The following is a 12,934-nucleotide window of genomic DNA, read 5'->3' on the forward strand; positions in this document are numbered from 1 at the left end:
GTCGGCTCAGGCGGCCGCAGGCGCGTGCATGCGCGGCAGATCGCCGACCGATGCGGCGTACCGCGACATGCGGCGGTGCTGAACGACCGCGAACGGCAGCGTGCCGACGAGGAGGACGAAGCCGGCGAGGAGGAGGACGAGGAGCCAGCCGTCGCCGTCGCCGCGGAGGAGGGTGGGCACGAGGATCGAGACCACCAGCAGCAGCGACTGCCCCAGCTGGAAGGGCTGCAGCGTGCGGCTGTAGACGGCGAGGCGGGCGGCGCGCCACTCGAGCTCCGGCTCGAGCTCCTCGCCCTTGCCCTGGGCGCGCTGCGCCACCGCCTTGCGATGCTCCTTCGCCAGGGCCCCGGTGATCGCGGATCCCGACAGCTGCGCGCCGATCGAGACGAACAGGCACGTGAGCGCCGGCGCGAGCAGCGAGAACTGGAGCACGAGGGAGGCCGCCTGGGCGGTGTCCTGCGGCTCGAACCGGTCGAGGATCAGCGTCCCGCCGAGGCTGACCACGAGCGCGACCACGAACACCAGGCCGATGAGGCGCCACTTGCGCCGGGCCGTGTCCTCGGTCCAGTCGAGGTCGATCGAGAGGGTCGGGGTGTCGTCGGCGAGGCGCGCGCCGAGCCGGCGGACGGCGGCGGCCTGGGCGCGGACCACGAGGATCCAGCTGGTGGCGGCCGTCGCGACCGCGGCCACCGCGAACCCCAGCACCACGAGCGGGGAGACGCCGCCGACCAGCGAGGCGACCGCGTGCACGACCACGGCGAGCGCGGTGATGCCGACCCACACGATCACCCGCACCGGGCGCCGTCCCGTCCCGGCCGTGCGCTCGGGATCGCGCCACGACTGCAGCTCCAGCAGGCCGAGGCACGGGGGGAACGTGAACGCGAGCAGACCCGCGATCAGCTGCGGGAGCACCGCGGCCGCGTCCACGTCGTCGGGCACGACGGCCGCCTGGTAGAGGCCGACGCCGTAGAGGGTGCCGAGGCCGAGGATCAGCGCGACCAGGACGATCAGCAGGGCGATCCGGCCGCCGGGGCCGCCGGGCTGCGCGGCGTCGGTCGTCGGTGTGGATCTCCGGTCCGTGCCGCGTCCGCTCATGCCTCGACCGTATCGGCCCGACTCCCGCCCGACCGACCCGCAGCTGGCCCCCGTTCGCGCCCCGCCGCCCCTCCCCACGTGAACGCCCGCTGGATCCTCCCCCTGTCCCCCGCGCGCCCGCCCCGTCCGCCCGCGCGACGGGCCACACTCGACCCACGCAGCTGCACCGCGCAGCGCACGCACCGATCCCGAACCCGCCAGCCGCGCATCGCGCGAAGGAGCACCATGAAGATCACCGGCCGCACCGTCCTCATCACCGGAAGCACCTCGGGCATCGGCCTCGGGCTCGCCGAGCGCTTCCACGCCGCGGGCAACCGCGTGGTCGTCGCGGGGCGTCGCGCGGAGCTGCTAGACGAGATCACCGCCCGGCACGAGGGCATGGCGTCGGTCGTGCTCGACGTGGCCGACCCCGCCTCCATCACCGCGGCCCGCGACGAGCTCGCGCGCAGCCACCCCGACCTCGACGTCGTCATCACCATGGCGGGCATCATGCAGCCGGAGGACCTCCGCGATCCCGCGCACCAGGCCACCGCCGAGGCCATCGTCACCACGAACCTCCTCGGCACCATCCGCACGGTCGACGCCTTCCTGCCGGGCCTCCTCGCGAACGACGAGGCCACGCTCATGACCGTCTCCTCCGGCCTCGCGTTCGTGCCCCTGGCCGTCACGCCCACGTACAGCGCCACGAAGGCGGCGGTGCACTCGTACACGCAGAGCCTGCGGGCGCAGCTGGCCGGATCCTCGGTCGAGGTCGTCGAGCTCGTGCCGCCCAAGGTGCAGACCGCGCTCATGCCCGGGCAGGCGGAGGCGGCCGACGCGATGCCGCTCGAGGACTTCCTCGACGAGGTCATGGGCATCCTGCAGGCGCGCCCGGAGGACGAGGAGGTCCTCGTGCAGGACGTGCACGGCCTCCGCTTCGCCGAGCGCGACGGCCGCCACGACGAGATGCTCGCGCTGCTCAGCGGGCACTAGGCGACGCCATAAAGCACGGCAAGCAATTGCGCCATTAGGGGTCCACATGGGAGCATGCCCATGTGTCGCCACTTGACAGAACGGCAAATAGCGAAAAGCCGGTGCAATAATGGAGATTTATGTTTGGAATGGGAACGAGCTCATCCCAGCTGCGCGCGACCGCGACAGCCCATATGTGACAGAAATCGTCAACAAAGATTGGCGACCGAAAATAGGGGCATTGTTGGTCGGCCTAGTAGACGATGACACCGATGATGAAGGATCGGTAATTCAAGCGCTCGGTATAGTGCGGACTGTTAGCCGTGTCGCCTCCGAGCGTCGTCGACTGAAGATCGAACCGCTACTTTTTGTCGACTCGCTCATGTGGAGCGAATTTCTTGACTCGCTTACTCGCGGGGAAATGTCGCGTGCGCCGACGTCAATGCCAGATGAGCTGCGCCCGCTAAAGCTGGCTCCCACCGTGGCCGCGGCTCTGCTCACGTATCTGAGGCAACAAAGCGAGATAGCGACATGGCTAGATGAGCTCCAGCCCCAAGCCGACCTCAGCGACGAGGAGAGGCTGATTTTTAGTGAAACCCGTGATGCAGTAAGCTTGGCCATAGACATAGCTGCAGTAGCAGGAGTCGAGACCTCACCGCTTAATAATAGCCCGCGCGGCGTCGATGCCCAAGACTTACTCGCCTCTATTTTAAAGACGGCTCACCTGGCAGACTCGGAAGAGGATCTCATTCCGCTCGATTTAACTCGCCTAGACAAAGATACAGAGGCAGTCCGGGTTTCGGGACATGTGGGGCAACTAAAGGGAATCGATTATAATCTCGTAGTATTTAATGTTAATAAGAAGCCTCTTGAGGTCGCCCTCGGTGTAGATTTAGTGTATTGGGATGTAGAAAATAACGTTTTCACTCTCGTGCAGTATAAAAGGCTTGATCCGGAAATAGGTGAGGCGGGCATAAAAGATTGGCTCTACAAGGGTAAATCTGAAATCGAGCGCCAGCTAGAACTCATGGTTGAACCCATCGAAGATATGACCAAGTCCGTCAATTGGCGCATTGGCTCGCCGTATTGGTTCAAGTTTGTGCGAAAAGATGCCGCAATCTTCAATGAGATGAAGTTACTTAAGGGCATGTATGTTCCCGCCGACTACTTGCGGCTTGCATTGAAGGACGGCACCTTCGAAACCGGACCGAATGGCGGATTTCGTATCGGGTACCAAAACTGCCGAAGAGTCACAAGGGCCACTTTTGTTGATTTGGTACAAAGAGGCTTAATAGGCACACGAGAAACTCAATCAGCTGACATGCGCAAAATCATTGGTGACCTTACGGCAGGTGGCAGGAGCGCCATAGTAGCGATGAAAACAAGGTGGATTGCAAGCGCTGACGACGAAACCCTTGACATTGACGATCTCTTCGCGACCGACCCTTCAGCGAGTGAGAATTCATTCGTCTATGGCGTCGACGACCTACTGGATGGTATACAAGACTGACGCTGGGGGTCCTAAGCGAGGCCCCTGACCATAGGATGCTCTGCGTAAGTCATTTCTTACCCATATTTACCTAGGCTTTACCGCCTAGTACATTCAGCTGCTCTGCCGCACCACGAGGGTCGTCGGCACGAGCGTCAGCGGATCCACGGCCTCGCCCGCCACCAGCCGCAGCAGCACCTCGGCCATCGCCCGCCCGAACTCCTGGTTGGGCTGGCGCACGGTGGTCAGCGGCGGCACGGCGGACTCCGCGAGGTAGTCGTCGTCGAAGCCCACGACGCCCACGTCCTCGGGCACGCGCAGGCCGCGCTCGCGCAGCGCCGTGTAGACGCCGGCCGCCATCCGGTCGCTCGCGGCGAACACCCCGTCGATCGGCTCGCCGCGCACGAGCAGGGCGCGCATCGCGTCGGCGCCGGATGCGGGCGAGAAGTCGCCGACCTCGACGAGCGTCGGATCCAGGCCCGCCGCCGTCATCGCCTCCCGGAAGCCGCGCAGCCGGTCGATGCCCGCGGGCATGTCCTGCCGCCCGGCGACCGTGGCGATCCGCGTGCGGCCGCGCGCGATCAGGTGCTCGGTCGCGACGCGCGCGGCCCCCACGTTGTCGACGTCGACGGTGGGCGCGTCTCGGTCGTCCTCGCGCAACGGCCGCCCGGCGAACACCACGGGCAGCCGGTCGCGCAGGCCGCTGAAGGTCGCGTCCCCGGAATGGTGCGAGACGACGAGCACCCCGTCGACGTTGCCGCCGAGCAGGAAGCGCCGCGTCTTCTCCGCCTGCGCCGGCGACGAGATGAGGAGCGTGAGCGTGTGCTCGGTGGCGGCGAGGTGGGCCATGGCGCCCTGGATGAGCGACGCGAAGAACGGATCCGCGAACACGCGCGCCGTCTGCTCCGGCATCAGGAGCGCGAGGGCGTTGGTGCGGCGCCCGGCGAGGGAGCGCGCCGCGCGGTTGGGCACGTAGTCGAGCTGCGCGATGGCCGCCTCGACTGCTGCGACGGCCCCGGGCGCGACCTTGCCGGATCCGTTCACCACCCGCGACACGGTGGCCCGGCTGACCCCGGCGAGCGCGCCGACCATCTCGAGCGTGGGCTGCTGCTCGGCGTCGGCGACCACGGTCCCCCTCGGGTGCTGCTCGGATCAGGCGCGGCGTGGGTCAGGTCGAGTGTACGTCCGGGCCCCTCCGCGCCCGCGTCCTGGTGCGGGGATCGGACGGGCCCGCCCCTCACCCGCGCGACCCCCGGCCTAGGCTCGACGCATGTCGACGACGATGCCGCCCTCGCCCGCCCCCACCCCCGCCGGCGACGGACACGGCGACAGAGACGGCACGCCCGACCACGCCGCCCGCCCCACCCGCTGGGGCGTCGTCGGGGCCGCCGGCATCGCGCGCTCGGTCGTGCCCGACATGCTGCTCGTACCCGGGATCGAGGTCGTGGCCGTGCACTCGCGCACCCGCGCGAGCTCCGAGGAGCTGGCGGCCGCGTGCGGCATCGCGCGGATCCACGACACCCTCGAGGCGCTCCTCGCGGACGACGAGGTGGACGCCGTCTACGTCGCCACCCCGCACACCCTCCACCGCGCGCAGGCCGAGGCCGCCCTCCGCGCCGGCAAGCACGTCGTCTGCGAGAAGCCCACGACCACGACGGCCGCCGACACCTGCGCCCTCGTCGACCTCGCGCGGACCGAGGGCCTGCTCCTCCTCGAAGCGCTCTGGATGGCGTTCTCCCCCGGCTACCTCGCCGTGCGCGCGGGGCTGGACGCGGGTCGCATCGGCGATCCTCGCGCCATCGCCGTGTCCTTCGGCTTCGTCACCGAGGAGGGCGAGGGCCGCCTCTGGGACCCCGAGGTCGGCGGCGGGACGCTGCTCGACATGGGCGTGTACCCGCTCGCCTTCGCGCACGGCCTGTTCGGCGCGCCCTCCTCGGTCGCCGCGGTCGGCACCGTGCTCCCGAGCGGCGTCGACACCGAGGTCGCGATCCTGCTCGGCTGGCCCGACGGCCGCCAGGCGACGCTCGCCTGCTCGCTCGTCGCGGCGCTGCCCCTGGGCGCGACCGTCAGCGGCACGGCCGGCCGCATCGAGGTGGATCCGCTGTTCCTCGCCTCCTCCGGCCTCACGATCGTGCCCGCCGACGGCGATCCCGAGCGCCAGGAGCACGAGATCGAGGGCCGCGGCTACGTGCCCATGTTCCGCGCGGCCCAGGAGGCGATCCGCGCGGGCCGCGTCGAGTGCGCCGAGATGCCGCACGCGGAGTCGATCGCCCTCGCCGAGCTGATGGACGGGATCCTGGAGCGCATCGGCGCGCGCTGACGGGCAGCGCCGACGACCGGACATCCGCGCAGCCGCACGACCAGGCGCCGGGCACGCGGGCATCCGGGCACCGGGCACCGCGCACCGCCCATCCGGAGGAACCGTCCGAGGACGCCGCATAGGGTCGAGGAGAGGCACGCGCCTCACACCCTGCGGCACGTCGACGGAGACGATCCGACCGGAACGACCCCGAAGGAGAACACCATGACGCACGTCCTCGTGCTCGTCGGGAGCCTGCGCACCGGCTCCACCAACCAGCAGATCGCCGAGGCGGCCCAGCGCCACGCCCCCGACGGCGTCGCGCTCGACATCCACGACGGCCTCGACCGGCTGCCCTTCTACAACGAGGACGTCGACGTCGAGGGGTCCGTCCCCGACGAGGCCGTCCGCTTCCGCGACGCGATCGCCGCCGCGGACGCGCTCCTCGTGGTCACGCCCGAGTACAACGGCACGATGCCCGCGGTGCTGAAGAACGCGATCGACTGGGCCTCGCGCCCGTTCGGCGCCTCCGCCCTGGCGGGCAAGCCCACCGCGGTGATCGGCAGCGCCTTCGGCCAGTACGGCGGCGTCTGGGCGCAGGACGAGGCCCGCAAGGCGCTCGGCATCGCCGGCGCGCACGTGCTCGAGGACGTCAAGATGGCCGTCCCCGAGTCGGTGGTCCGGTTCGCCGAGCGCCACCCGGCCGACGACGCCGAGGTCGTGGAGCAGCTCCGCGAGGTGCTCGACGCGGTGCGCGCCTCGGCAGCAGCCGCCTGATCCGCGCCGTCGACCCCGGTCGGCAGCGCCCCGCGCACGACGACGGCCGCGCCCCCTCTCAGGACGCGGCCGTCGTCATGCGAGCCGGGAGGCTACGGCTTGAGCACCACCTTGATGCAGCCGTCCTCCTTCTTCTGGAAGATCTCGTACATGTGCGCGGCCTCGCTGAGCGGCACCGAGTGCGTGACGAGGTCCATGACGCCGAGCGGGTCGGACGGGTCCTCGACGAGGGGCAGCAGGTCCTCGATCCAGTACTGCACGTTGCACTGGCCCATGCGGATCGCGATCTGCTTGTCGAAGAGCGACTTCATGGGCAGCGGGTCGGCCTCGCCGCCGTAGACGCCGGAGATGGAGACGGTGCCGCCGCGGCGGACCGCGTCGAACGCCGTGTGCAGGGCCGCGAGGCGGTCGACGCTCGCGACGTCCATGACCTTCTTCGCGATGCCGTCGGGCAGCAGGCCCGCGGCCTTCTGCGCGAACGAGGCGGCGGGGCTGCCGTGCGCCTCCATGCCGACGGCCTCGACCATGGCGTCGGGCCCGCGGCCGTCGACCATCTCGCGCAGCTTGTCGGCCACGTCGTCGGTGAGGTCGAGGGTCTCGACGCCGTGGCGCTCGGCCATGGCGCGGCGCTCGGGGACCGGGTCGACCGCGATCACGCGGTAGCCGAGGTGCTTGCCGATGCGGGCCGCGAACTGGCCGACGGGGCCGAGGCCCATGACGCCGAGCGTGCCGCCCTCGGGCACGTTCGCGTACTGCACGCCCTGCCAGGCGGTGGGGAGGATGTCGCTGAGGAAGAGGTAGCGCTCGTCCGGGAGCTCGCTGTTCACGACGATCGCGTTGACGTCGGCGAGCGGCATGCGGAGGCGCTCGGCCTGGCCGCCGGGGATGGATCCGTACATCTCGCTGAAGCCGTAGAGCGCGGCGCCGCTGCCCTGCGCCCTCACCTGCGTGGTCTCGCACTGCGTGAAGAGGCCGCGGTCGCACATGAAGCAGTCGTGGCACGCGATGACGAAGGGGACGACGACGCGGTCGCCGACCTTCAGCTTCGTGACGGCGCTGCCGACCTGCTCGACGACGCCCATGTTCTCGTGGCCGAGCACGTCGTCCTTGTCGAGGAACGGGCCGAAGACCTCGTAGAGGTGGAGGTCGGATCCGCAGATCGCGGTCGACGTGATGCGGATCACCGCGTCGGTGTCCTGCTCGATCACGGGGTCGGCGACGTCCTTGACCTCGACGTCGTGGATGCCCTGCCAGGTGAGTGCCTTCATCGTGCTCCTTCGTGCTCGGGCGCCGGACCCTCGTGGGGCGGCGCTCATCCACACAACGCCCTCCGGGGCCGTCCGCCAAGGGACAGCCAGGCCGCATCCAGGCAACGGCGACGGCCGGGCGCGGCGCGCGAGGGGTCGCCGGCAGCCGGCGACGGGGGTCGCGGGCCGGGCGCACGAGCGACAGAAGGGGGCGCGCAGCGATCCGCCCCGGCCGTCGGTCGTCCACGACACGACCGCTCCGGGGCGGATCCGGAGACCATCGATCGACGGTCCGGACTGCATAGGAGGACTCTCGACAACCCTCAAGCGCCCGAGCCCGTCAGGCCTCGTGCTGAGAGTGTGCTCCGCAGGTGGGGAAATGCCCAGGGGGTTGACTCCGTTCCCGGCGGATGCACGGGAGAGCGGTCGGGTCAGACGTCCCAGCCATGTGCGCGCTGCACCGCGCGGAGGGCGTCGGCGGCGTCGTCCTCGCCGAAGGGCAGGCGGTCCCAGCGGATGCCGTCCGGCGCGATCCAGCCGAGCTCTCCGAGGGCGGCGGCGAGGTCCTCGATGTAGAGCGCGACCGCGTCGTCGGCGCCGCGGATCGTGTCGCCGGTGATGGACCAGCCGAAGTACCCGGCGACGAAGCGCGCCTGCTCGGTGGAGCTGCGCATCGGGCCGCGGGGGCGGGCGGGGAGGGCCTCGCTCGCGGAGGACTGGACCAGATCGCCCATGTCGTCGGCGCTCGTGTCCTGCATGCGTCCCTCTCCTGGGCGACGCGCCCGCGTGACCCGACACCACGATGCCAGGCGGCGCGCGTGGGCCCCCAATGCCCCGTCGGGGGTTGACACGGGACAGCCGGCCCGAGTATCCGCAGGTGGGGACGGTGTTCGGGCGGGATGCGGGAGCGGCCCGTGCGCGACCGGAGACGGTACGAGCGGCCCTGGTGCGAGCGGCCCCCGCGCGAGCGGACGGTCTAGCGCGCGTCGTCCCGGGGCTCGTCCTCCGGGGGCTCGCGCATGATGAGGAGGCCGCCGGGGCTGTTGGCCGTGGTCATCAGCGCGTCCACCCACTTGCGGTTGATGGGCGGGACGCGGCTGCCGTGGTACTTGAAGACCAGGGGCAGCGAGTTGTGCATCCAGATGGTGGTGCGCCCGTCCCCGACCTCCACGTCGTCGCGCCAGGAGAAGTAGAAGTTCTCCCCGCGGCGCAGCTTCGCGCCGATGACGAGCTGGAGGTGAGCGAGCAGACGGTCGTCGAACTCCGCCGTGAGCGTCGAGTCGTACTTGAAGGTGCCCATGATCGATCCCGTTGTCCCCCTCGTGAGCTCTCGTGCCCCGCGCCGACGATAGAGGGGGCCAGAGTGCGGCGCTGAGCTTCGGCCGTGCCCACCCACTATGCCAGCCCTGCCGTCGCGTGAGGCATCGTCCGGGAGGGCGATCCGCGTGTGGTAATGAGCCGGTCCTGGGGAGGGGGCGCGGGCGCCGCGACGCGCGAGGCGGCGCGAGCGGATCCGCCGCGCCCGGGACGACCGGCCGGCGACCTGTCAAGGGGGTAGGCGGCCCCCGCGGCGGCGGCGAACGCTCGACGGGAGAAGAGCCGCGGCCGGATCCGGCGCGGCGCCGTCCACCAGGAGAGGTCCTCCATGTTCTTCCACAAGCAGGAGCTGCAGCACAGCGCCACCCCCGACAAGCCCGACCCCATCTACGCGCGCCACCTCCAGGAGGTGCTCGGCGGCCAGTACGGCGAGATCTCCGTCGCCATGCAGTACGGCTTCCAGTCCTGGAACTCGAAGCTCCCCGGCAAGTACCGCGACATGCTCTACGGCATCGGCGCGGAGGAGTTCGGCCACGTCGAGATGCTCGCCATCATGATCGCGAAGCTGCTCGAGACCGCGCCCGTCGAGGCGACCGAGGACGCGATGAAGGACCCGACCCTCGCGGCGGTCATCGGCGGCGGCGACATCCAGCACGCCATCGTCGCGGGCGCCGGCGCGCGCCCCGTGGACAGCAACGGGAACCCGTGGCAGGGCTCCTTCATCACCGCGAGCGGCAACCTGCTCGCCGACTTCCACGCCAACGCGAACGCCGAGATGCAGGGCCGCCTGCAGGTGGCACGGCTGTACCACATGACCGACGACCACGGCGTGAAGGACCTCCTGGCCTTCCTGCTCGCGCGCGACACGATGCACCAGAACCAGTGGGTCGCGGCGATCGCCGAGCTCCAGGCCGAGGGCACCGAGAACCTGCCCGTGCCGAGCGACTTCCCGGTCGAGCTCGAGGACCGGGACGTCTCGTACCAGTACCTCAACTTCTCGGACGGCCCCGCGGCATCCGAGGGCTCGTGGGCGTCCGGCCCGACGCCCGACGGCAAGGGCACCTTCACGTACCACGACGGGCCCACGTCGTCGGTGCCGATGCCGCCGCCGCCCGTCGGCGACCCGCTGCTCCACGGCACCATCCCGCCGAAGGACCCGGGGCTGCTGAAGAAGGCCGCGAGCGCCGTGAAGGACGCCGTCACCCCCGAGTGATCCGCGACGCGCGGCGGTGCGGTCGGTCCCTCCCGGGGTCGGCCGCATCGCCGCGTCCCGAGCCCCGCGTCCGTCCGGACACGGGCCGACCCCGCGAGAGGACCGCATGATCCGCACCGGCACCCCGCCCCACCCCGCCTCCCCCGTGCTCGCGCGCGACGTGGCGCCGGGCGTCCACCTGCTCTCCCACGCGCACGTGAACCTGGTCCTGATCGAGGACGACGACGGCGTCACCCTCGTCGACACCGCGTTCCCGGACACCTGGCCGCACCTGCTGCGCGCCCTCCGCGCGATCGGCCGGACGCCCGACGACGTGCGCGCCGTGGTGCTCACGCACGGGCACTTCGACCACGTCGGATCCGCCGCCCGGGCCGCCCGCGAGCTCGGCGTTCCGGTGCACGTGCACCCGGGCGACGCGCGCATCGCCCGGCACCCGTACTCCTACCGCCGCGAGCGCACGCCGTTCGCGTACCCGCTCCGGTACGGCCGGGCGATCCCCGTCGTCGCGGCGATGGCCGCCGCGGGCGCGCTGCGCGTCGAGGGCGTGGACGCCGTCGCCGACCTCGCGGCCGGGCCCCTCGACGTGCCCGGCCGGCCCGTCGTGATCCCGACCCCCGGCCACACCGACGGCCACGTCGCGCTGCACCTGCCGGACCGGGACGCGCTGATCACGGGCGACGCGCTCGTGACGCTCGACCCGTACACGGGACGCACCGGCTGCCGCATCGTCGCGGGCGCCGCCACCGCCGACAGCGGGCGGGCGCTGCGCTCGCTCGCGGCGCTCGAGGACACGGACGCGCGCATCGTGCTGCCGGGGCACGGCGCGCCCTGGCGGAACGGGATCCGCGCCGCCGTGTCCGCCGCGCGCTCGGCGGGCCCGGCGTGACGGGCCTCACGGAGCTGTGGCTCGTCCGGCACGGCGAGAGCACCGCGAACGTCGCCGCGAGCCGGGCCGACCGGGACGGCGCCGAGGTGATCCACGTCGACCACCGGGATCCGGACGTCCCACTCTCCGACGTCGGGAAGGCGCAGGCCCGCGCGCTGGGCCGGTGGTTCGCGAGCCGGTCCGACGTGCCGACGGCCGTGTGGTCGTCGCACTACCTGCGGGCGCGGACGACCGCGGAGGTCGCGCTGGCCGAGGCGGGGATCGCCGCGGAGGTGCGGCCGGACGAGCGGCTGCGCGACCGCGAGCTAGGGATCCTCGACCTCCTCACCTCCCGCGGCGTCGCCGCCCGCCACCCCGACGAGGACACCCGGCGGCGCTGGCTCGGCAAGCTGTCCTACCGGCCGCCGGGCGGCGAGTCGTGGGCGGACGTCGCGCTCCGCGTGCGCTCGTTCCTGCAGGATCCCGAGGTCGAGGCCGCCGACGGCCGCGCCCTGATCACGACGCACGACGCCGTGGTGATGCTCTTCCTCTACGTCGGCCTCGGGCTCTCCGAGGCCGAGCTGCTCGCCTTCCAGTCGCAGCACACCGTGGCGAACGCGTCCGTCACGGTGCTCGAGCGGTCCGCCCCGCGCGACCCGTGGACCCTCCGCACCTTCTCGGCCACGGAGCACCTCGACGGGCAGGGCGCGCCCGTCACCCAGCACGGAGGGGAACCCGATGTCCGACGACGATGACGACCGCACCCGCGCCGACGCGCCCGCGGAGGTGGTGACGCCGGCCGCGCTGCGCGACTGGGCGCTGCCCGCGGCGACCGGATCCAAGTACGGGCGCGGCCAGGTCGTGGTCGTCGGCGGGGCCCTCCGCTCCCCCGGCGCGGCCATGATCGCGGGGCTCGCGGCCCTGCGCGTGGGCGCCGGCCGGCTCACGCTCGCGGTGGGCGCGTCGGTCGCGACCGAGGTCGCCGTCGCGGTGCCGGAGAGCGGCGTCGTGCCGCTCGAGGAGACGGACGCCGGGCACGTGCGGGGCGCCGGGATCCGCGCGGCGGAGGACGACATCGCGTCCGCCGACGCCGTGCTCGTCGGCCCCGGCCTCGACGACGCGGACGAGGCCGAGCGGATGCTGCGCCTCCTCGCGACCCTCGTGCCCGACGACGCCGTCGTGGTGCTCGACGCCTACGCGCTCGGCGTGCTCCCCGCGTGCCGCGAATCCGCCGCGCACCTCGTCGGGCGGCTCGTGCTCACGCCCAACTCCTCCGAGGCCGAGCGCCTGCTCGGGCGCGACGCGGGCGACGACGCCGTGGCGGACGCGCGCGAGATCGCGCGCCGATACGGCGCGGTCGTGTCGATGGGCGGCGTGGTCGCGGCGTCGGACGGGCGGGCCTGGACGGTCGGCGCGGGCGGCAGCGGCCTCGGCACGTCCGGATCCGGGGACGTGCTCGGCGGCGCGGTCGCGGGGCTGTGCGCCCGGGGCGCGGATCCGGCCCAGGCGGCGGTCTGGGCGACGCACGCGCACGCCGCGGCGGGCGACCGGCTGGCCGTGCAGGTCGGGCCGCTCGGCTACCTGGCGAGCGAGCTGCTCCTGGAGCTACCGCGCGTCCTGGTCGAGCTGGAGGCCTGAGCCGGCTCCTCCCCAGGCGGACGCGGACGGGCGTCGCCTGGGG

Annotated in this window: 13 protein-coding genes; 8 read left to right on the top strand and 5 right to left on the bottom strand. The window is 71.7% G+C overall.

What is annotated here, in order from left to right; translation table 11 throughout:
* Positions 1-6: 6 nt before the first annotated feature.
* Positions 7-1,095, bottom strand: a complete 1,089-nt coding sequence (locus tag FGG90_RS10910; protein ID WP_094127167.1) for a hypothetical protein — start codon at positions 1,093-1,095, stop codon at positions 7-9.
* A 225-nt stretch (positions 1,096-1,320) separates the two neighbouring features.
* Here FGG90_RS10910 and FGG90_RS10915 point away from each other — a divergent pair, with 225 nt between their 5' ends.
* Positions 1,321-2,067: an SDR family oxidoreductase gene (locus FGG90_RS10915; protein ID WP_094127165.1), complete on the top strand. Its 747-nt coding sequence runs from the start codon at positions 1,321-1,323 to the stop codon at positions 2,065-2,067.
* 175 nt (positions 2,068-2,242) lie between these two features.
* Entirely contained in the window at positions 2,243-3,556 is a 1,314-nt protein-coding gene (locus FGG90_RS10920; protein WP_133065137.1) for a hypothetical protein, read from the top strand.
* Between the two features lie 93 nt (positions 3,557-3,649).
* Here FGG90_RS10920 and FGG90_RS10925 read toward each other — a convergent pair whose 3' ends face one another.
* Positions 3,650-4,627 carry a LacI family DNA-binding transcriptional regulator gene (locus FGG90_RS10925; RefSeq protein WP_094131358.1) on the bottom strand — a complete coding sequence of 326 codons (978 nt, stop codon included), beginning with the start codon at positions 4,625-4,627 and terminating at the stop codon, positions 3,650-3,652.
* 178 nt (positions 4,628-4,805) lie between these two features.
* Between FGG90_RS10925 and FGG90_RS10930 the strand changes: the two genes are divergently transcribed.
* Both FGG90_RS10930 and FGG90_RS10935 read left to right on the top strand, forming a co-directional pair.
* Positions 4,806-5,855 carry a Gfo/Idh/MocA family protein gene (locus tag FGG90_RS10930; RefSeq protein WP_094127163.1) on the top strand — a complete coding sequence of 350 codons (1,050 nt, stop codon included), beginning with the start codon at positions 4,806-4,808 and terminating at the stop codon, positions 5,853-5,855.
* 204 nt (positions 5,856-6,059) lie between these two features.
* Positions 6,060-6,611, top strand: coding sequence for an NAD(P)H-dependent oxidoreductase (locus FGG90_RS10935; RefSeq protein ID WP_094127161.1), 552 nt, complete (start codon positions 6,060-6,062; stop codon positions 6,609-6,611).
* A 92-nt stretch (positions 6,612-6,703) separates the two neighbouring features.
* Here the strand turns inward: FGG90_RS10935 and FGG90_RS10940 are convergent, their stop codons facing one another.
* The 3 genes from FGG90_RS10940 to FGG90_RS10950 form a co-directional block, all read right to left on the bottom strand.
* Positions 6,704-7,879, bottom strand: coding sequence for a zinc-dependent alcohol dehydrogenase (locus FGG90_RS10940; protein ID WP_094127159.1), 1,176 nt, complete (start codon positions 7,877-7,879; stop codon positions 6,704-6,706).
* A 410-nt stretch (positions 7,880-8,289) separates the two neighbouring features.
* Entirely contained in the window at positions 8,290-8,616 is a 327-nt protein-coding gene (locus FGG90_RS10945) for a hypothetical protein (RefSeq protein WP_094127157.1), read from the bottom strand.
* 218 nt (positions 8,617-8,834) lie between these two features.
* Complete coding sequence (locus tag FGG90_RS10950; RefSeq protein ID WP_012039605.1) at positions 8,835-9,158, bottom strand: DUF7882 family protein; 324 nt, start codon at positions 9,156-9,158, stop codon at positions 8,835-8,837.
* A gap of 345 nt (positions 9,159-9,503) precedes the next feature.
* Between FGG90_RS10950 and FGG90_RS10955 the strand changes: the two genes are divergently transcribed.
* From FGG90_RS10955 to FGG90_RS10970, 4 genes are all read left to right on the top strand, one after another.
* Positions 9,504-10,388, top strand: coding sequence for a manganese catalase (locus tag FGG90_RS10955; RefSeq protein WP_094127155.1), 885 nt, complete (start codon positions 9,504-9,506; stop codon positions 10,386-10,388).
* A 106-nt stretch (positions 10,389-10,494) separates the two neighbouring features.
* A complete protein-coding gene (locus FGG90_RS10960) occupies positions 10,495-11,274 on the top strand; it encodes an MBL fold metallo-hydrolase (protein ID WP_210433036.1) in 780 nt (259 codons plus the stop codon).
* The gene (locus FGG90_RS10965) at positions 11,271-12,008 is read left to right on the top strand and encodes a histidine phosphatase family protein (protein ID WP_094127153.1); all 738 of its coding nucleotides are present in this window, start codon (positions 11,271-11,273) and stop codon (positions 12,006-12,008) included. The genes FGG90_RS10960 and FGG90_RS10965 overlap by 4 nt, the downstream gene beginning before the upstream one ends.
* The gene (locus FGG90_RS10970) at positions 11,992-12,891 is read left to right on the top strand and encodes an NAD(P)H-hydrate dehydratase (protein ID WP_094127151.1); all 900 of its coding nucleotides are present in this window, start codon (positions 11,992-11,994) and stop codon (positions 12,889-12,891) included. The genes FGG90_RS10965 and FGG90_RS10970 overlap by 17 nt, the downstream gene beginning before the upstream one ends.
* The last annotated feature ends 43 nt before the right edge of the window (positions 12,892-12,934 follow it).

It is taken from the genome of Clavibacter michiganensis subsp. tessellarius, assembly GCF_021922985.1.
Taxonomy (GTDB): domain Bacteria; phylum Actinomycetota; class Actinomycetes; order Actinomycetales; family Microbacteriaceae; genus Clavibacter; species Clavibacter tessellarius.